This window comes from Paenibacillus phyllosphaerae, assembly GCF_014192105.1.
Taxonomy (GTDB): Bacteria; Bacillota; Bacilli; order Paenibacillales; family Paenibacillaceae; genus Paenibacillus_Z; species Paenibacillus_Z phyllosphaerae.
In genome coordinates this window covers 158866-179654 of sequence record NZ_JACHXK010000004.1, presented here as the reverse complement: position 1 = coordinate 179654, position 20789 = coordinate 158866, and the positions used below count along the sequence as shown (strand labels likewise).

Here is a 20789-nt window from a genome sequence, read left to right as displayed (position 1 = left end):
GCACCGAGACGGATGGCGGTTCAAGTTTCATTCCGAATGATCCGAATTGATTGATAAATGCAAAACTTGTTCATTCAAGTATGACTAGAAAAAGAAACCAATTGTCATATCTATTGGAAGGAGATGGATAGGTGGTGGAACCGACTACTTTTGTATTGTTCGGCGCTACAGGGGATCTGGCCAAGAGAAAAATATATCCGGCCTTGTACAATTTGTTCCTCGAAGAAAAACTGCCTGCGGCGTTTTCCTTGGTCGGCCTTGGAAGACGCGAATTATCGGATGAGGTGTTCCGTGCGAACGTGGAGGCATCGCTTCGGCAGTTCTCCAGACGTCAGCCGGCAGATGCGGCGAAGTTGAACGAATTCCTTCGCGCGTTCCGGTACAGCGTTCTGGACATCGGATGCAAGGAGGACTACGAGAAGCTGCTCCGCATGATCGAACAGCGGGAGCAGGCGCTCGATTTGACGCCGAACCGCATGTTCTACTTGTCGGTCGGTCCGGAGTACTTCGAGACGATCGCGGACAACATCCAGGCAAGCGGGCTCGGGTCGGCGAACGGCTGGAAGCGCCTTGTGATCGAGAAGCCGTTCGGGCACGATCTGCAATCGGCGCGTGAACTGAACGAGAAACTCAGCCGTGCTTTCGAGGAACATGAGATTTACCGTATCGACCATTATCTGGGCAAGCCGATGGTGCAGAAGTTAGAGGTATTGTACCAGTCCAACCCGGTGCTGCAGGCGCTGTGGAGCAATCGCCATATCGCCAATGTGCAGATCACCGCAAGCGAGACGGTCGGCGTGGAAGCGAGAGCCGGCTACTACGATCATGTGGGCGCTGTAAGAGACATGTTCCAGAACCATATGCTGCAGCTCTTGATGATGCTGGCGAGCAACCTGCCTTACGGCAGCAATTCCGACACCGTCCGCTACAAGAAGAAAAAGGTGATGGAAGCGCTCGAACCGCTGTCCAAGCAAGACGTTCATGCCCATGTCGTCCGCGGCCAATATACGGCGGGGACGCTTCAGGGCAAGCCGGTTGCCGGCTATACTTCGGAGCCGGGCATCGGGCCGGATTCGATGAACGATACGTTCATCGCGGCAAGGTTGAAAATCGACGACTTCTTCTGGCGCGGCGTACCGTTCTACATTCGCACCGGCAAGAGAATGAGCGAGAAAGCGACGCGCATCGTCATCGAATTCAAAGAACCGGCGATGCAATCGTCCGCCGTGTCCCATACCGGCAAGACGCCTAATCTGCTGATCTTCGAGATTAATCCGGTCGAAGGCATCATCCTGCAGTTGAATACCCGGGATCCGCAGCAGCAAGGCGAGTTCAAGCCGATTCGTGTTGACTTCTACGAAGGCAACGACAATGCTCCTGAAGCCTATGAGAGCTTGATTCGCGACGCGATGCACGGCGACCCGACGTTCTTCGCCCATTGGGATGAGGTCGAGTTGGCGTGGCAGTGGGTACAGCCGATTCTCGAAGCGTTCCAAGAGAATCTCGTTCCGCTCCATCGTTATGAAGCCGGTACGCAAGGTCCTGCTGCAGCGCATGCCATGTTAGCGGAAGACGGCTTCCGTTGGTGGTTCGACGAATTGTCCGAGAAGGAAGAAGAAACCATAGAAGGAGAACAATATGCCTATCACACAAACCATTGACCAACTAGCCATCGATACGATCCGTACGTTGTCGATCGATGCGATCAACGCCGCGAATTCCGGGCACCCGGGCCTTCCGATGGGGGCTGCGCCTATGGCGTACGCCCTCTGGGCCAACCAGCTCAGCCACAATCCCGCCCATGCCAAATGGTTCAACCGCGACCGCTTCGTGCTGTCCGCGGGCCACGGCTCGGCACTGCTCTACAGCTTGCTGCACCTGTTCGGATACCAAGTCTCGATCGACGATCTGAAACAGTTCCGCAAGCTGAACAGCTTGACTCCAGGCCATCCTGAATTCGGCCACACGGACGGCGTTGACGCTACGACCGGCCCGCTCGGCCAAGGGGTTGCAATGGCTGTCGGCATGGCGATGGCCGAGGCTCATCTAGCGGCGAAGTTCAATCAAGACGGCTTCCCGGTCGTCGACCACTATACGTATGCGCTTGTCGGCGATGGCTGCTTGATGGAAGGGATTTCCTACGAAGCGATGTCGATGGCTGGCCATATGAAACTCGGCAAGCTGGTCGTGCTATATGATTCGAACGATATCTCCTTGGATGGCGATCTGAACCTCTCGTTCGGCGAGAACATCCAGAAGCGTGCGGAATCCGCGAACTGGCACTATCTGCGCGTCGAGGACGGCAACGATATCGCCGCGATCACGCAAGCGATCGAAGCGGCCAAGCAGCATGATTCGCAGCCGACGCTGATCGAGATTCGCACCATCATCGGTTACGGCAGTAAGGTAGCCGGCACGAACAAAGCGCACGGAGCCCCGCTCGGCAAGGAAGAAGCGAAGGCGACCAAAGCTGTTTATGGCTGGAACTACGAAGACGAGTTTACCGTTCCGGCAGAGGTTCGGGCGCATTTTGCACAATTGAAGGAGCAGGGCGCGGTTAAGGAAGAAGCTTGGAAGAACCTCGTAGCTTCCTACGAAGCGGCGCATCCGGCGCTCGGCCAAGAGTTCGCGCAGATTATCGACGGCAGCGTTTCGATCGCGGCTGAAGACGTGCTGACCTTCGACTCGGCGAAGACATTATCGACCCGCGTCGCTAGCGGCCAGGCGATCAATCATTTCGTGAAGCTTGTCCCATCCATCTTCGGCGGAAGCGCGGACCTGTCGCATTCCACGATGACGGACATTAGCGGCGAGCAGACGTTCGCAATCGATTCGTACGCAGGACGCAACATCTATTTCGGCGTTCGTGAGCATGCGATGGGCGCTGCGGGCAACGGACTTGCGCTGCATGGCGGCGTGAAGCCTTTCGTCAGCACGTTCTTCGTCTTCAGCGACTACCTGCGTCCGTCGATTCGTCTGGCGGCGCTGCAAAAGCTGCCGGTTACTTACGTATTCACGCACGATTCGATCGCAGTAGGCGAAGACGGCCCTACGCATGAGCCAGTCGAGCATCTGGCGGCGCTGCGTACGATTCCAGGCCTGACGGTCATCCGTCCGACCGATGCGAACGAGACGGCAAGCGCATGGGCTTATGCGCTGCAACAGAACGATGGTCCGGTCGCGCTCATTCTGAGCAGACAGAACCTGCCGATCTACGAGTCGACCAAAGCGAACGTCGCCGATATCGCTAAAGGCGCCTATGTACTGACGGAGACGAACGGCACGCCTGATGTTATCCTTATCGGAACCGGCTCCGAAGTATCGCTTGCCGTAAGCGCGAAGGAAGAGCTCGAGAAGGACAATCTATCCGTGCGCGTCGTCGCGATGCCGAGCCGTGAATTGTTCAATCGTCAATCCGCAGAATATCAAGAGAGCATCCTGCCATCGTCTGTAACGAAACGCGTGACTATCGAAGCGGGCATCTCGCTTGGCTGGGAGCGTTACGCAGGTCCTCAGGGCAAAGTGCTGTCGATCGACACGTTCGGCGCATCCGGCCCTGGCGGCGAAGTCATGGAATATTTTGGCTTCACGGAGAAAAATGTGGTAGGCTTGGTTAAGGAACTACTTAAGTAGTTTATATAAACATCAAAATTTGGAGGTAATTGAATCATGAAATTCTTCATCGACACAGCGAACCTGGAAGACATCAAAAAAGCTTACAAAATCGGCGTTCTGTCCGGCGTAACGACAAACCCGTCCCTCGTTGCCAAAGAGGGCGTTAAATTCGAAGACCGCATCGAAGAAATTTTGAAAGCCGTACCTGAAGTGGAATCCGTATCGGCTGAAGTAACGCCGGACGCGCTGACTGCGGAAGAAATGATCGCGCAAGCGAACGAATTGATCAAAATCAACAATAACGACAAGAACATCACGATCAAACTGCCAATGACGCTGGCAGGTCTGGAAGCTTGCCGCTACCTGACGAAAAAAGGCGTCAAAACAAACGTAACGCTCATCTTCACCGTGAACCAAGCGCTGCTGGCTGCGCGTGCAGGCGCAACGTACGTTTCGCCATTCCTCGGCCGTTTGGACGATATCTCCGAAGACGGCGTGCTGCTCGTCTCGAAAGTCGCTGAACTGTTCCGCATTCACAATCTGGATTCCCAAATCATCGCGGCATCCGTACGCCACCCGGACCATGTTACTCGCGTAGCTATGGCTGGCGCGCACATCGCGACGGTACCATTCTCCGTTATCGACCAGATCTCCAAGCACCCGCTGACAGATCAAGGCATGGAGAAGTTCGCTGCCGACTGGAAAAAAACGACGCAACTCGTTTAATCGACCGAGTCAACGATAAGGCTTTAATGAAAAGACCGAATCAGCATCCGCTGGTTCGGTCTTTTCTATATCGGCCACTTTTAGCAAGATTGAAGAAATGAGACTTGAACGATTGTGGTAAGCTGAACGAAGATACCAACTGGAAAATAAAAGGAGGCAACATGCTGCATAGTCGGAGTATCATTGAGCAGTACAAAGCGGATCTTGGGCGTTATACGCCAGATCAATTGCGTTATATCGACGAGAAAGGCGTCTGGTCGCTTGGCCAGCTGTATGATCATCTCATTCTGACGGCGCTGGATTATTTGGAACAAGCGCAGCGATGCGCCTCTGCCAGCGCCGAACAGCCGGAAGGCAAGACAGCAGCCGGTGAACAGTTATTCAAGAACGGCGCTTTCCCGCCGATTAGAATCAAGTTGCCGGACGGTCCGTCGAACCATCCCAGCAATGAACGAACCATCGACGAGCTCGTGCAAGAATTGGATCGATTGAATGGAGAAATGTCCGAATGGGAAGTGAAAATGAGTACGATCAATCCGAATTGCAAAGTGAAGCATGATGGATTCGGGTGGCTTAATGCGCAGGAATGGTTTGCGATGATCGAGATGCATTCCCGCCACCACCTGCGCCAGAAGGCCGAATTGGAGCAAAGATTAAGCTGTCGGGATCGATCGGATACAAGGTCATGAGCAAAGTCCTATAGGGGCTGCGGTTTCAAAATATAGGTGCTTAAATGTCCGTAATCGCCGCCAAGACGGTATTGTTGAAATAGTCGGTGTACATGTTCTTGAACGGCTTCCGCAGGTCCTTCTCGACCGTAAAATGGACCGCTACGACCTCATAGACCGGATCTACTGCGATGAACACGCCTGCAGCTCCCCAGTGCGAGACGGCTGCCGGAGAGAAGAGATCGCCGCCATCTCGTTTGTTGCCGTTAACGCCCCAACCAAGTCCCCACGAAGCTTCAGGGAACACTTCATCGCGATAGAATGCGCTTACACCCGGAATATGGTTACGCATCATCTCGCGGATGGAGACCGGGCTCAGCAACTGGCGGCCATCCCAACGTCCGTTATCGAGGAATAGTTGGCCGAATTTGGCCAGGTCCATGGCGGTTCCGATAAGTCCACCGGATGCGGAGTACGATTGGAGGAAATCTTCGGTCTCTATCCAATCCGCACAAGGGTCTTCCGGTGCCCGGCGCACGATACGTTCGCGCTCGGATTCGGGAACGATGAAGTACGTATCCCGCATGCCGAGCGGCTCGAGAAGATGCTGTCTTACGTATTCCGGATACGCGATCCCGCTTACCCTGCGAATGATCTCGCCCAGCAGCTCGTACCCGTATCCGAGGTAAGCCATCGCTTCGCCGGGTTTGCGGCCCGGCTTAACGCCATAGCCGAGATACAGCCAGCGGTGCGTGTCCGGATCTTGATTGGCCGCGTGCGGCGGCAGCTGGATGGTGTCTTGAATAAGATCGACGTGCGCCGAAAGGTCTTCGGGCGATATTCCTGACGTATGCGTGAGCAAGTGGTGAACGCGAATCTCGCGGGCGCCTTCGCCGCTTAATTCCGGTATGTAGTCGACGACCGGACGGTTAAGGCCGACCTCGCCTTGCTCGACCAACATCATGAGACAGGCAGCCGTAATGACTTTGGTAATCGAGCAGAGCGGGAACAGTGCTTCCGTGGTCAGCGGCGGGGCTTCCGGCTCCGGTCCGAACCTGCCGCTTGCCTTGTGCGCTACGATGATTCCTCGGCGAGCGGCAACATACACTTGCGCAGACGTAACATTCGCTTCAACCATTTTCTCCGCCTGCTGATGCAGCGTTGCGATTCTTGTCTCAGACATTCCTGCATCGGCTGGCGTACCCGTACGAAATGACATGATTTCCCCTCCATATATAGAATAAATTGCCATCTCCAATTATAATAGGTTTATCATTAACAGACTAGTTACAAACTTAGCATAATCCTAAATTATTACTCGCTGATAAAGGAGGTGGATTAGAATGTCGATCATAACGGACGCCAAAGGGAATGTGTTCGAGTCGTTCCATGTCGTGGCAGAATCTGCATTAGAGACGATGACGCTCGAGTCGCCGCTCACGCATGCCTTGACCGTTGTCCGGCAAGGAGATAAGGTGTTGCTGTTGTTTAACAAGTGGAGGCGGAATTGGGAGCTTCCTGGCGGTTTGATCGAGCAGGGGGAGACGGCACGTGACTGCATCATGCGCGAGCTTCAGGAAGAGACGAATCAATCGGCAGCTAACGTCGTGTTCAAAGGGCTAATGAAATTCGACCTGCAGCCAAGCTTTCATGGTCCGCAGTGGACGGAATACGGCGCATTGTTCGCAGGGGAACTGATGGATTGGCGCGAATTCGAAGCCAATGACGAAGCGGAACAGGTGATGTTGTGGTGTCGGGAATCGGATATCGGGCCGATTGCTGAGATTGAGCGGAAGCTGATCGAGTTCGCATGAAGGGGGGCAGAACGATGACGAATATTTATGCACTGCCGGATCTTGAGCCGCGGCTTATCGAACATGGGGAGCTCAAGTTGATCGGAATACCATGTATCGGTCTGGACCAAATGGGAGCGAAATTCGAACTTGCCAAGCGAAGCTTGCTTGACCTGCACGACCATCTCACGCAGATCATACATCCCCGTATTCATTACGGAGTCTGGCCGCAGGCGGCCGGACAAGAACTTCCCGCTTCACACGCCTATTTGCTATGCGTGGAAGTGTCGACCTTTGACCAAGTGCCGGAGTGGTTCGTGCGAATCACGCTCCCGCCCCAACACTGCGTAGCGGCTGCCAGCATGGAAGGTGATTTCGACGCTGCGAGCCGGGTCATCGATGCTTACTTAAGCGAGCATGGCATTCGCACAGAGGGGCAAGATCGGCCGTATGTCATTTGCGAACGTTATCGCTACGATGCGGAAGGATTTGCGCGGTATTCGCTTCCGTTGCAAGATTCCGTGTAACAAGGCTTGTATCTGACCGCCCATGAACGCACCTGCCTAGCAAGCAGGTGTGTTTTTTTTTCTCCAGAAAACCCGGCACGATTCCTCATGTCAGGTTATGGAACATCATTTTTTAGAAAAATCGAAATGACCTCTTGCAATCTTTGAATTATATGTTATATTAACTAACATGAATATTTAACCAGTTCACACGCTTGCGAGAAAGCTTCACATACCAACTGCATAATCATTGTTTTCTAGGGTTCCGCAGCATCATTGATGCCGGTCAGGTCCGAGAGAAGACGCACGGTCAAGCGGCCGTGTCCACGGAGGGATAAAAGCCCGGGAGGATATGTTACATATCTTCCCGCGGCTTTTATTTTTTTGTCGACATTCCATAAAAAGCCGCTTGTTAGAGAGAGGGAGGAGAGTATGGGGATGAAACAAGAGGTAACGCTTCGCCAGTCGTTAACGCTAGTACAGGTGGTCGCGCTAGGTTTAGCCTGGATGACGCCAATGATCTATTTCTCGGTATTCGGCATAGCTTACGACGCTTCGCAAGGGATGATTACCGAGGCCTATTCGCTGTCGGTCGTCGCGATTTTCTTCACGGCTTACAGCTACAGCGTAATGGCCAAGATATTCCCGGGATCCGGTTCTTCCTACACGTATGTCAAACGCTCCATGCATCCGATCCCCGGATTTACGGTCGGATGGGCGATTCTGCTCGATTATCTGTTCTCGCCGATCATCGCATGCCTGACGTTCGGCATTTATCTGAATGCCCAATTCCCGTCCGTTCCCGCCTATGTCTGGATCATCCTGCTGAACATCGTGCTGGCGGTCGTCAATATTGCAGGCATCAAATTCTCCGCGAGCTTGAGCAAATTCTTCGTGCTTTTCCAAATTATCTTCATCGCGCTGTTCTGTACGTATTTGGTCAGAGGCTTCTCCGGCTTCGAAGGGATCGTGCAGCCATTCACGAATATGGGCGTCGGACTCCCGACGATACTTGCCGGCGCTTCGATCATCTGCTTCTCTTTCCTTGGTTTCGATACGGTATCCACCTTATCGGAGGAGACGATCAACGCGAAGAAAACGATTCCCCGTGCGATTATGCTGATTATCCTGATCGCCAGCATCCTGTACGTGGTGACGTCCTACCTCATTCAAATCACGTATCCGTCGCTTGTGTTCGTTAACCTGGATTCGGCAGGCTTTGAGCTGATGAAAATGGCGGGAGGCGCAACGTTAGGCGCGATCTTCACGACCGTCCTTATTTTTGCAATATTCACGCAAGGATTGACCTCGGTTACGAGCGTCTCGCGTCTGCTCTACGTACTGGGCCGCGATTCGATCTTGCCGAAGCGATTCTTCGGCTCGCTTCATCCGAAGTACCGCACGCCGGTGAACAATATCGTATTGGTCAGTATTATCTCGCTGCTTGCTTTAGTGATCAGCCTGGATATGGCGGTGAAATTCGTCAGCTTCGGCGCGCTGACCGCCTTTGCTTTCGTGAATCTGTCCGTCATCGCGGAATGTTACATCAAGCGCAGACAGCGGTCGTTCAAACAAACGTTCCAGTTCCTGATCTTCCCGCTGATCGGCGCTTCGTTCATCGTGTGGCTCATCACGCTGATGGACACCAGCGCCTTGCTGCTAGGCTGCATCTGGTTGGCGGCCGGCCTTGCTTATTACCTGTTCCGCACGAAGGTGTCCAAGGCGCTGCAAGGCGGGGCGAATCTGTTCGAGGGATCGGCAAGAGCGATCGAACCGGAATAAAAAATCATTTGTTAAGTATATTGACATCATGTGGGAATAAACTTATACTGAATGAAATGTTAGAAAATCTGACAATTGAATCAAGGTTCTTGCTCGAAAGATGCGTCAAGAACGACAATGCTGTCTAGGGTTCCGTTGATTCCTTGCCTGAATCAAGCCTGGTCCAAGAGACGGCGTATGGATGAGGACTCTGCTTGCAGCGAGCGGCAGCGGCCGTCCATAGACACGGAAGGATAAAAGCCTGGGAGATTACACTCCCACGGCTTTTTTTTTATTACCTGGAAGGGATGGGGATGAAAGATGATCTGGAATACCGTTATTGGCGCAGGGGGCAAATGGTCCGGTCGGATCAGCCGAGGGAAATTGCTGCGATTCACCGCACTGGAAGCGGGGGCCAATGTATCGCTGATGCTGTACAATGCGCTGGACTTGACCGAGCGCTACAATATGCCGGATTCGCTGAAAGCGCAGTACACGTCGCATCTGACCACCGGCCACACGCTTATGAGCGACAATGGCCGCGTCCTGGCCAGCATCGTGCAGGATGACCTTGGCTGGCACGATACGATCAGCGGCTATACGTCGCGTAAGCTAACCGATGCGAAGTACGGAAACACGACCTACCAGGAGCTGCGCAACGAATGGCTGCGGAGCGGCCAAGAGAATTTTGCCGTCGAGCTGACGCGTAACGGATTAAGCCTGCGGGATATGATGCCGAACGTCAATTTGTTCGCCAAAGTCTTCTGCGAAGAGAACGGAACGATGCATTACGCTCAGGATCATTGCCCGGCTGGGGCGACGGTTACGGTCCGCACCGAGATGGATGTGCTGCTCGTGCTCTCCAATACGCCGAATCCGCTTGATCCGCGTACCGATTATCCTTCGGTCCCCGTCCGCATCGAAGTGCTGCAAGCCGAGCCTGTCGACGAACAGGATATCTGTCTGAACCATCGCCCGGAGAACCGCCGAGCGTTCGAGAATACATGGAGCTACTACGCACTGATCTAATGAGGAGGAATAACGATGAGTGATTTCAATCGAGTCGAAAGCAGCCGCAAGCCGGAGGACGCGATCTATGACGCGATCATCCTGGCCGGTGACGGTTGGATGCATGATCTTGAGCCGGGCCAAGTGCTCCGCATTGTCGATCTGGAGGGCAATCAGGCGGCCGATACGTTATTCTACGATGCCGACCATCCGGAAGATCATTACTCCGCAGCGGCGACGGTGGCCGGGCAAGGCAATATCTATTTGACGACAGGGTCGGTGCTGCTGGCCGAATCCGGCAAAGAGCTGCTTACGATCGTAGCCGACACTTGCGGCCGGCATGATACGCTCGGCGGCTCCTGCTCGGCGCAGAGCAACACGGTCCGCTATGCGCACGAGAAGCTGCATATGCACAATTGCCGGGATACTTTCATGCTGCAATTAGCGCAGCGGGGCGGAGCCTACGGCAAGCGCGATCTGGCTCCGAACATTAACTTCTTCATGAATGTTCCGGTTACGCCGGAAGGCGGATTGAAATTCGATGACGGCGTATCTTCGCCGGGCGCATACGTTGAGCTGCAGTCGCATGGCCGCACGACCGCGCTGATCAGCAACTGTCCGCAGTTGAACAATCCGTGCAACGCCTACAATCCGACGCCGGTGCGCGTCTTGATCTGGAATCGCTAATTCATCATACGAACCACGGGATAGAGAAGGGGAGATCGCCATGTTTAAGAAAGTGCTAATTGCCAACCGGGGCGCCATTGCCGTCCGAATCGAACGTACCTTGCGCAAACTGGGGATTGCGTCGGTTGCGGTCTATACCAAAGCGGATCAAGACAGTCTTCATGTGGATCTGGCGGATGAAGCGGTGCTGATCGGCGAAGGACCGGCCAAGGAGAGCTATCTAGACGGAGAGCGGATTCTCAGCATCGCCCGTGAGCTTGGCGTCGAAGCGATCCATCCCGGATATGGCTTCCTGAGCGAGAACGCCGAATTCGCGAGAGCCTGCCAAGCGAGCGGCATTGCCTTCATCGGACCCGCTCCCGAGCAGATGGAGGCATTCGGCCTGAAGCATTCCGCTCGCGAACTGGCGATGCGTGCTCAGGTGCCGCTTCTGCCCGGAACGCCGCTCATCACGGAACTTGATGAAGCTGCCGCCCATGCAGCCGAGATCGGTTATCCCGTCATCTTGAAGAGTACCGCAGGCGGCGGGGGCATCGGGATGCGGGTATGCGACGATGAAGAAACTTTGCGCGCGGCGTTCGACAGCGTGCGGCATTTGGCCGAGGCGAACTTCAAGAACGGCGGCGTGTTCCTCGAGAAATACATTGCCAAAGCGCGTCATGTCGAGGTTCAAATCTTCGGCAACAAGTTCGGCGAAGTCATCGCGCTCGGAGAGCGGGATTGCTCGGTTCAGCGCCGCAATCAGAAGGTCGTCGAAGAAAGTCCGGCGCCGAGCTTCCCTGCGGAGGTTCGTGCTGAGATGCTGGCCAGCGCCAAACGGCTGGCTGCGGAGGCAGGTTACCGCAGCGCGGGCACCGTCGAATTTCTGTACGATCCGGACAGCCAGGCCTTCTACTTCCTAGAGGTGAATACGCGTCTTCAGGTGGAACATGGCGTGACGGAAGAGGTGCTGGGCATCGATCTGGTCGAATGGATGGTCCGTGAAGCGAGCGACGAACTGCGCGATCTGGATTCGCTTGTCAAGGCGCCTCAAGGCCACAGCATTCAGGCCCGCGTCTATGCGGAGGATTGCCTGATGCAATTCCGTCCGAGCGCCGGCCAGATCGACCGCGTTCAACTGTCCGATCAGGCGAGGAACGAGACTTGGGTGCGGGATGGCCTTACAGTCACGACGCTATACGATCCGATGCTGGCCAAAGTCATCGTGCACGGCGAGACCCGCGAAGAAGCGATCGGGAAGCTGAAGGAGGCGCTCGCGAACACGCGCTTCTATGGCCTCACGACGAATCTTCAATATGTGCAGGCGCTTCTGCAAGAGCCGGCTTTCCACAATGGAGACGTCTATACCCGGATGCTGAATGACTTCTCGCCTGCCGAATCGGCGCTTGAAGTCATCGACAGCGGCGTGCAGACGACGGTTCAGGATTGGCCGGGCCGCGTCGGGTATTGGGACGTTGGCGTGCCGCCTTGCGGACCGATGGACCCGCTTGCATTCCGTACCGGCAACAAGCTGCTCGGCAATCCCGATGATGCGAGCGGTCTGGAGCTTACGCTGCGGGGCGGCGCCTACAAATTCCGCGACAGCATGTGGTTCTGCGTCACCGGCGCGGACATGAAGCCGGATCTTGACGGTGAGCCGGTGGCCCTGTATCAGCCGATGCTGGCGGAGCGTGGTCAAGTGCTCTCGTTCGGAGAAGCGGCGGAAGGTCTGCGCACGTATCTGCTTATTGCCGGCGGATTCGATATGCCGCTGACGCTGGGCAGCGCGGCTACCTTCACGCTGGGCGGCTTCGGCGGACATGGCGGCCGGGCGCTTCGCCCTGGCGATGTGCTGGGCGTTAAGCCGAGCGAGGCACCTGTTCAATTGACTGGACTCGCAGCGGACGATCGCCCCGGCTTCCGGCGCGAATGGGAGATCGGCGTTATCCCGGGTCCGCATTGCACGGGCGAATTCCTTCAGCCGCAATACTTGCAGGAACTGGCATCAACGACTTTCGAGGTGCATTTCAACAGCTCCCGTACGGGGGTTCGTCTCATCGGTCCGGCACCGCTATGGGCGCGCGAAGACGGCGGCGAAGCAGGGCTGCATCCTTCCAACATTCACGATAACGCTTATGCCGTAGGGACGCTCGACTTGACTGGCGATATGCCGATTCTGCTCGGTCCGGACGGTCCGAGTCTAGGCGGCTTCGTATGCCCGGTGACGACAGCATCCGCGGAGTTCTGGAAGCTCGGTCAGCTGCATCCCGGGGACAAGGTGAATTTCAAGCTGCTCACGCTTGAGCAGGCGGAAGCGCTGAGGAGCGAACAAGAAGCTTGGCTTGAAGTTGTCGGTCAAGGCGAACGACAAGATCTGCCGAAGCCGGTTATCGTCCCGAACGCAAATGCGCAGCTTACTCCGGATTATCCAGTCTTGCACAGCGAATCGGGGAACCGCAATTTCCCGATTACGATCCGGTGCAGCGGCGATCAGAATTTGCTCGTGGAGTACGGCTCCCTGGAGCTGGATCTCTTGCTCCGCTTCCAGGTGCATGCGCTGATCGAAGCGATACGTTCCAGCAGCGTCATTCCGATACAAGATTTGACGCCGGGCGTTCGTTCGGTACAAGTGCATATCGATCCGAAGTTAATCACGGTGAAGCAGGCAGCGAAGCTGCTGCTTGAACTCGATGCCAGCCTGCCGCCGCTCGAATCGATTCAAGTTCCGTCCCGGATCGTGCGTCTGCCGCTCTCCTGGGATGATCCGGCGACGCAACTTGCGATCGAACGTTATCAGCAGAATGTGCGTCCGGATGCGCCATGGTGCCCGAGCAATCTGGAGTTTATCCGCCGCGTCAATGGACTCGATAGCATTGACGATGTTCAGCGGATTGTGTTCGATGCGAGTTATCTGGTGCTTGGACTCGGCGACGTATACTTGGGCGCGCCGCTCGCGACGCCGATCGATCCGCGCCATCGCCTCGTGACGACCAAATACAATCCGGCCCGGACGTGGACTCCTGAGAATGCGGTCGGCATCGGCGGCGCCTACATGTGCGTGTACGGCATGGAAGGGCCGGGAGGCTATCAATTCGTCGGCCGAACGATTCAGATGTGGAACAAATTGCGCTCGACCGCAAGCTTCGCGGCCGGCAAGCCATGGCTGCTGCGGTTCTTCGACCAAATTCAATTCTATCCGGTAAGCGCCGAAGAACTGCTCGTCATGCGCGAAGATTTCCTGCGCGGACGTTACGAGGCCGACATTACGGAGACGACCTTCGATCTTGGCGAATACTTGCGATTCTTGGAGTCGATCGAAGAAAGCGCCGATGAGTTCCGCAGCCGGCAGCAACAAGCGTTCCATGAGGAGCGTGAAGAATGGAAGCGCCTTGGCCTTGCCGAATACGTTTCCGAGCAGGAATCCGGCAAAGCGGCGAGCGATGAAGAGCTGCCGTCCGAGATCGATGCCATTCGTTGCTCCATGCCGGGAAGTATCTGGAAGGTGTTGGTGTCGCCAGGCGACCGGATCAAGAAGGGCGAGACGCTTATCATCGTCGAATCGATGAAGATGGAGTTCTCGCAAAATGCGCCGTTCGACGGAATTATCCATTCCGTCCATGTAACGCCGGGAGATGCCGTCAACGCGGGACAATTGATTATCGGAATTGCCAAAACGACGGAAAAGGAGCTGACCGCCGTATGAGCACGCCTAACTTCCCGACCAAGCTGACCATCGATTGGCTTACGGGTCAGTATGCCGAAGGCGCATTGACGCCGGAACAAGTGATAGAAGAAATTATCCGCCGAGCGGAAGCGGACGCGGCCATGAATATATGGATCGCGCCGCCGCAGCTGGAGCAGATACGCCCTTATCTGTCTCGTCTTCTGACACTCGATCCAGCGGTTGCTCCGTTATGGGGCATTCCATTCGCGGTGAAAGACAATATCGATGTAGCGGGTCTGCCTACTACATCAGGCTGTCCGGATTATGCTTACTCGCCGTCGGAGCATGCGACAGCGGTGCGGCGTTTGATCGAAGCAGGCGCGATTCCGGTCGGCAAAACGAATCTGGACCAGTTCGCGACCGGGCTTGTCGGCACAAGAAGTCCCTATGGGGAGACGCATAACGCACTGCGTCCGGAGCTAATCAGCGGCGGTTCCAGTTCGGGATCAGCGGTTGCCGTTGCCCGCGGGCAAGCAACGTTTGCGCTCGGCACGGATACGGCCGGCTCGGGCCGTGTGCCGGCAGCGCTCAACAATCTGGTCGGGTGGAAGGCTAGCCTTGGCGCTTGGCCGGTGAAGGGCGTCGTGCCTGCATGCGAAAGCCTGGATTGCGTAACGGTATTCGCAAGTGAAATGGCAGAAGTTCAGGCTGTGGATCAAGCGGTTCGCGGCGTTGATCTTAGCGACCCTTGGTCGCGCGATATTCCGTACCGGAACGAGTCGCGACTGCCTTCGAAGATCTATTTGCCGCAGGAGCCGCTTGAATTCTATGGCCCGTTCGCGGACGGATACCGACTGGCGTGGGAGAAGGCGCAGGGCTATGCGAAGCAGCTGGGAATCCCGGTAACTTATATCGAAACGGAGTTGTTCGCGGCGGCCGCGTCCCTGCTCTACGAAGGGCCGTGGGTCGCGGAACGATGGGCGGAGTTCGGCGAATTCGTCGAGTCGCATCCGGGCAGCGCATTCCCGGTGACGGAGCAGATTCTGCGTTCCGGCGCAGCACCGGTTCACCATGCCGCCGCCGTATTCCAGGCGATGCACAAGCTTCAAGGATATAAACTGCAAGCACGCCAATTGCTGCAAGATGGCGTGCTGATCATGCCGACGGCAGGCGGCACGTGGACGCGCGATCAGGTGCGCGAGGAGCCGATCGCCGCGAATCGCGCGATGGGATTGTACACGAATCATTGCAATCTGCTCGATCTGTGCGCCGTTGCGATTCCATCCGGTGAAGTTGATACGAACGTGCCATTCGGTATTACCTTGTTCGCGTTAGCAGGCTCAGAGGGGTTGATTGTAGAGGCTGCCGAACGTTACAAAGCCGTGCAGTCGAGGCCGACAACCCTTGTCGCGGTGTGCGGCTTGCATATGCGGGGCTTCCCGCTCGAGGCGCAGATGAAGTCGCATGAAGCAACGTTTATCCGTGAGGATGCGAGCGCTCCGAGTTACAAGCTGATCAAGCTGCCGACGGAACCGGCTAAACCGGGCATGATCAAATGCGCTTCCGGAGGCGCGTCTATCGCGGTCGAAGTGTGGGAGATGCCGCTTGAACGATTCGGATCCTTTGCTTCTCTGATCCCGGCGCCGCTGGGCATGGGCAAAGTGGAGTTGATCGATGGCAGCGTTGTGCCGGGCTTCATCTGCGAAGGCTACGCAGCCGAATCGGCCGAAGATATTACTTCGTTCGGCGGTTGGCGAGCGAGCGTGGCGGCAGCTGGCGCGGTTCGATAAAGCGTTATCCACCACTTGCGGCTAACTGACGCATGACCAAAAACCTCTTATTCGCCTAAACAGCGTGCTCACGCTGCTGGGCAGTAAGAGGTTTTTGGCTTGCGGTTTCAGTTCAGTTTTATTTTGAAGATGAGAAGAAGCCCCCACACGATCGGGACCGACAAGGCGTAGGCAACCAACGGCCGTTTGTGGTGGAGCACCAGCATCGGGAACATCATGAGATCGAACAACAAAGAGTGTAAGAGCCCCCAGTCATTCTTGTACGATATTCTGCCGGTTATCATCATGACCCACTCCATCCCCCCGTAGATGGCGATCCAGATGGCAAAGTGGCGCAATTGCTTGCCTAAAGTTGGAGGGAATGTCGAGAGAAAGAGAAGGACATTGAGCGGCATCGTCAAGACGGCATAGACCACGACGGTTACGGTGTGATTGTAGAGGAAGTCCGGATGGAACATCCACATCGTCTGATCTTTGGTCAGATATTCGTATAAGAATCCGCCGCACGTGATATACAGCATCGTAGGGTGATAAAGTTTCCAGTTCCGCCAGTCCGCCCAACGCCATGCGCAAAATATACTGAAAAGAGCCAATGCAACGTGCATAACGGTAGCCTCAATTCCTAGGTGGTTATCGCTTACTATTTCCTTGGATTTACCAGAATACTCTCGCCTTGCATGCGAGACGGGGAACTTTTCAATGTGCGGAAGGAAGTCTATACTGATTTTGATGCGCACGGACAAGGACGTAACTAAGCATCATGGTCAGGGGGGAGCCGGTTCATGGAATCCCGGTTATCGGAAGTACAGATATCGAGCGTTTGCAAATTAATCCATCACAACTTCGATCTGCCGGTGCACATGCTGGATGAACATGGACAGCTCAAAGTGTCGTTGCCGGCTGCAGGTACGATCGTTCATGACGAAATGCTCCGTACCATGCTGCGGTCTGAAGGTCCGTCAGACGTTCCGCTGCTGCATCTGACGAACAGGCTCGAAAGTTATATCGAGGTTCGGCTCGCTGATCAAGAAAACGGCTATTATTATGGCAGTATCGTCGTCGGGCCTTCGCTGTATGCGCGACTGAGCGACGAAGTATTCGAAGGGCTCGTCCAAGATAACGGCTGGCCGGATCGTCAAGGGTGGCGCACGTATTACGATGGATTGCCGGTAATCAGCAAGACGAAGCAGCTGCACCAGTGCCAGCTCATCTATTTTCTTCTCTATCGAAAGAACGTCGATCTGGCCGATATCTTGCGCGTCAATCAGGCGCTGGACCAACCGTTGCATGCCCAGGGGCATATCGATCTGGATATCTCTAACAGGCTGCATGACGTGAATCTTCACCAGGACACGATCCATGAGAAAAGGCTGCTCCAGATGATTCGGGAGGGGCGGCGCGATGAACTCGCCCGCGAATTCTCGATGTCGCTCCCGGCTGAAGGCGTCGGAACGCTGGCCAAGCGGAGCCTGCTGCGCAACCAGAAGAATCTCACCATCGTCGTCATTGCGCTTGCGACGCGGGCGGCGGTCGATGGAGGCTTGCATCCGGAGATCGCTTATACGATGAGCGATCTGTTCATCCAGCAGGCCGAGGAACTGACGGATGTGAGAGAAGTATCGAAGCTGATGCATGACGCCTTGTTCGAGTACGCGGACCGCGTCCGCGCGAGCCAGGCGGATCAAGTGTCGAACGTAATCGCCAAGTGCAAGCAGCATATGTTCAACCGTCTCTATGAAGGCGTGACGCTGGACGAGCTTGCCGAACTGACGAAGATGAATGCCAGCTATCTATCGCGGTTGTTCAAGAAGGAAGTCGGTTTGAACGTCAGCGAATATATGCAGCTCAAACGGATCGATGAAGCGAAGAAGCTGCTGACGCTCACGGACTACAGCTTGTCCGACATTTGCGCCAGGCTGAACTTTAATGACCAGAGCTATTTTACGAAAGTGTTCAAGAAGGTAACGGGCGTTACGCCAAGACAATACCGCAATGGAGAACGCTCGGATCAGTAGACGAACCGCTCTGTCGATCTTGGCGGCCAGAGGGTCAAAACAATACCGAAAAAGTAAAATGAACACAATAATTCGAAGGTGAACCTCCTTATAATGAGGGTAATGAAAGCGTTTTACATAACCCTACTTATGATGGAGGTTTTCTTATATGAGCCGTGATATCAACAACATTATTGCGCAGATGACGGTAGAGGAGAAGGCGGGGCTTTGCTCTGGGCTGGATTTCTGGCATCTGAAGGGCGTCGAGCGTCTCGGCATTCCTTCCATTATGGTGACGGATGGTCCGCATGGCCTGCGGAAGCAGAAGATGGGCGCCGATCATCTCGGGCTGTTCGATAGCGTGCCGGCTACTTGTTTTCCTTCGGCAGCGGGTCTTGCCAGCTCATGGGATACGGATCTGATCGGACAAGTCGGCGTCGCGCTCGGCGAAGAATGCCAAGCGGAAGATGTGGCGGTGCTGCTCGGACCGGGAGCTAACATCAAGCGTTCGCCGCTATGCGGAAGAAACTTCGAATATTTCTCCGAGGATCCGTATCTCTCCTCCGAGATGGCAGCGAGCCATATTGCGGGCGTGCAGAGCCAAGGGATCGGTACATCGCTGAAACATTTTGCGGTGAACAATCAGGAGCACCGCCGGATGTCGATCGATGCGATCGTCGACGAGCGGACGCTGCGCGAAATTTATTTGTCCAGCTTCGAAGGCGCGGTGAAGAAGGCGCAGCCGTGGACGGTCATGTGCTCGTACAATCAAGTGAACGGCGCGTTCGCCTCGGAGAATGTTAAGCTGTTGACCGATATTCTGAAGGACGAATGGGGCCACGAAGGCTTCGTCGTATCGGACTGGGGCGCGGTCAATGAGCGCGACGCGGCGCTTGCGGCAGGCCTTGAGCTCGAGATGCCGGCCAGCAACGGGCTTGGCGAGAAGAAGGTGCTCGATGCGCTGAAGAGCGGACGGTTGACGATCGAGGCGCTTGACCGCGCGGTCGCTAGACTGCTCCGCATCATCTTCATGGCCGTGGATCAGAAGAAGGAGAATGCAACGTACGACCAAGACGCTCACCATGCATTGGCGAGAAAAGTGGCCGGCGAGTGCATGGTACTGCTGAAGAATGACGGTCAGGTCCTTCCGATTGCCAAAGGCAGCCGCATCGCCGTTATCGGCGCCTTCGCGGAAGCGCCTCGTTACCAAGGCGGCGGCAGTTCGCACATCGTACCGACCCAGTTAGACAATCCGGTCGAAGAGCTGCGGAAGCTCGGCGGCGCAGACTCGATTACGTATGCGAAAGGTTTCGCGATTGAGACGGACGCGTCTGACGACGCGCTAACGGCAGCAGCCGTTGAAGCGGCGCGGAATGCCGAATTCGCCGTTATCTATGCGGGATTGCCGGATCGGATCGAGTCCGAAGCCTACGACCGTTCCCATCTCAGCCTGCCGGCGAATCAGAACGAGCTGATTGCGGCAGTCGCAGCGGTCCAGCCGAACACGATCGTCGTGCTGATGAACGGATCAGCGGTCGTCATGCCATGGATCGGCCAAGTCAAAGCGGTGCTCGAAGGCTATCTTGGCGGCCAGGCGACAGGCGGCGCGATCGCGGATCTGCTCTACGGCGATGCGAACCCATCCGGCAAGCTGGCCGAGACGTTCCCGCTGAAACTGAGCGACAACCCGTCGTTCCTGAATTTCCCGGGCGAAGGCGACCGCGTGGAATACCGCGAAGGCATCTTCGTCGGCTACCGTTATTACGACAAGAAAGAGCTGGCGACGTTGTTCCCGTTCGGCCACGGTCTGAGCTATACGACGTTCGAATATAGCAATCTGACGGTCAGCGCGCCATCCATCCAAGATACCGACACGGTGGAAGTTCAGGCAACCGTGACGAACACGGGCAGCCGTGCCGGCAAGGAGATCGTGCAGCTCTATGTCCAGGATGTGGAGAGCACCGTGATCCGTCCGCTTAAGGAGCTGAAGGGATTCGCCAAAGTCGAACTTGCGCCTGGAGAATCGAAGACGGTTACCTTCGTGCTGGATAAGCGTTCCTTCGCCTATTACAACGTGGACCTGAAGGACTGGCATGTCGAGACAGGCCTGTTCAAAGTACTAGTCGGGAAATCGTCAACCGAGATTATCCTCGAAGGGGAAGTCCAAGTCGAGTCGACCGTCCGTATCCGCTCAACGTACACGCTCAACTCGACGCTCGGCGATCTGCTGCGCGATCCGGACAGTGCGGCCGTCATCGGGCCGATCCTTCAGCAATTCCAGCAATCGAGCGGCTTCTCGAGCCTCGGCGAGGATGACTCGCACGCCGATATGATGCTCGCGATGATGCAATACATGCCGCTGCGCAGCCTGCTTGCCTTTGGCGGCGGGGCGTTAACCGACGAGATGCTGCGGGGCATGCTCGATCAGATCAATCGCGCTGAACAGTTGGCGTAACCTTACGGCGTCACGGGAGTTGTTCCCGTGGCGCCTATTTGGCATCGTTCATCGCTTTCTCCTCGTACAGAATGATTATAAACAGTAATTACCAAATGAAATGTGATATGCTTCTTCTGTAGGAAAGCGTTTACCAAAGCTTA

Annotated in this window: 15 protein-coding genes and 2 riboswitches; of the genes, 13 read left to right on the top strand and 2 right to left on the bottom strand. The window is 55.6% G+C overall.

The annotated features are described in order from the left end of the window. Positions 1-134: 134 nt before the first annotated feature. The 4 genes from zwf to FHS18_RS11020 all read left to right on the top strand — a co-directional run bounded on the left by zwf (position 135) and on the right by FHS18_RS11020 (position 5030). On the top strand, positions 135-1661 hold the full coding sequence (gene zwf / locus FHS18_RS11035) for a glucose-6-phosphate dehydrogenase (protein ID WP_183600381.1): 1527 nt from the start codon (positions 135-137) through the stop codon (positions 1659-1661). Beyond that, positions 1645-3633, top strand: a complete 1989-nt coding sequence (gene tkt, locus FHS18_RS11030) for a transketolase (protein WP_183600380.1) — start codon at positions 1645-1647, stop codon at positions 3631-3633. The genes zwf and tkt overlap by 17 nt, the downstream gene beginning before the upstream one ends. Before the next feature lie 36 nt (positions 3634-3669). Then, positions 3670-4341 carry a fructose-6-phosphate aldolase gene (fsa, locus tag FHS18_RS11025; RefSeq protein ID WP_183599986.1) on the top strand — a complete coding sequence of 224 codons (672 nt, stop codon included), beginning with the start codon at positions 3670-3672 and terminating at the stop codon, positions 4339-4341. A gap of 161 nt (positions 4342-4502) precedes the next feature. After that, the gene (locus FHS18_RS11020) at positions 4503-5030 is read left to right on the top strand and encodes a DinB family protein (RefSeq protein WP_183599984.1); all 528 of its coding nucleotides are present in this window, start codon (positions 4503-4505) and stop codon (positions 5028-5030) included. Between the two features lie 40 nt (positions 5031-5070). Here the strand turns inward: FHS18_RS11020 and FHS18_RS11015 are convergent, their stop codons facing one another. Further along, positions 5071-6228, bottom strand: coding sequence for a serine hydrolase domain-containing protein (locus FHS18_RS11015; protein ID WP_183599982.1), 1158 nt, complete (start codon positions 6226-6228; stop codon positions 5071-5073). A gap of 124 nt (positions 6229-6352) precedes the next feature. Here FHS18_RS11015 and FHS18_RS11010 point away from each other — a divergent pair, with 124 nt between their 5' ends. The 7 genes from FHS18_RS11010 (at position 6353) to atzF (ending at position 16197) form a co-directional block, all read left to right on the top strand. Beyond that, positions 6353-6823 carry an NUDIX domain-containing protein gene (locus tag FHS18_RS11010; protein ID WP_183599980.1) on the top strand — a complete coding sequence of 157 codons (471 nt, stop codon included), beginning with the start codon at positions 6353-6355 and terminating at the stop codon, positions 6821-6823. 14 nt (positions 6824-6837) lie between these two features. Further along, the gene (locus tag FHS18_RS11005) at positions 6838-7329 is read left to right on the top strand and encodes an effector binding domain-containing protein (protein WP_183599978.1); all 492 of its coding nucleotides are present in this window, start codon (positions 6838-6840) and stop codon (positions 7327-7329) included. A 225-nt stretch (positions 7330-7554) separates the two neighbouring features. Further along, a riboswitch (guanidine-I (ykkC/yxkD leader) is annotated at positions 7555-7659 on the top strand. 87 nt (positions 7660-7746) lie between these two features. Further along, complete coding sequence (locus FHS18_RS11000) at positions 7747-9090, top strand: APC family permease (RefSeq protein WP_183599976.1); 1344 nt, start codon at positions 7747-7749, stop codon at positions 9088-9090. A gap of 113 nt (positions 9091-9203) precedes the next feature. After that, positions 9204-9340, top strand: a riboswitch (guanidine-I (ykkC/yxkD leader). 50 nt (positions 9341-9390) lie between these two features. Next, positions 9391-10098, top strand: coding sequence for an urea amidolyase associated protein UAAP1 (locus tag FHS18_RS10995; protein ID WP_183599974.1), 708 nt, complete (start codon positions 9391-9393; stop codon positions 10096-10098). A 15-nt stretch (positions 10099-10113) separates the two neighbouring features. Then, positions 10114-10764, top strand: coding sequence for an urea amidolyase associated protein UAAP2 (locus tag FHS18_RS10990; protein WP_183599972.1), 651 nt, complete (start codon positions 10114-10116; stop codon positions 10762-10764). Between the two features lie 40 nt (positions 10765-10804). Then, the gene (uca, locus tag FHS18_RS10985) at positions 10805-14446 is read left to right on the top strand and encodes an urea carboxylase (protein ID WP_183599970.1); all 3642 of its coding nucleotides are present in this window, start codon (positions 10805-10807) and stop codon (positions 14444-14446) included. After that, positions 14443-16197 carry an allophanate hydrolase gene (gene atzF, locus FHS18_RS10980; protein WP_183599968.1) on the top strand — a complete coding sequence of 585 codons (1755 nt, stop codon included), beginning with the start codon at positions 14443-14445 and terminating at the stop codon, positions 16195-16197. Before uca ends, atzF begins: the two co-directional genes overlap by 4 nt. 107 nt (positions 16198-16304) lie before the next feature. Here the strand turns inward: atzF and FHS18_RS10975 are convergent, their stop codons facing one another. After that, on the bottom strand, positions 16305-16802 hold the full coding sequence (locus FHS18_RS10975; protein ID WP_183599966.1) for a CBO0543 family protein: 498 nt from the start codon (positions 16800-16802) through the stop codon (positions 16305-16307). Positions 16803-16979: 177 nt separating this feature from the next. On the opposite strand from FHS18_RS10975, the gene FHS18_RS10970 reads away from it, so the two are divergent. Then, positions 16980-18212 (top strand): helix-turn-helix domain-containing protein, encoded by a 1233-nt coding sequence (locus tag FHS18_RS10970; RefSeq protein ID WP_183599964.1) that lies wholly within the window; start codon positions 16980-16982, stop codon positions 18210-18212. A gap of 148 nt (positions 18213-18360) precedes the next feature. Further along, entirely contained in the window at positions 18361-20646 is a 2286-nt protein-coding gene (locus FHS18_RS10965; RefSeq protein ID WP_183599962.1) for a beta-glucosidase, read from the top strand. Positions 20647-20789: the final 143 nt, after the last annotated feature.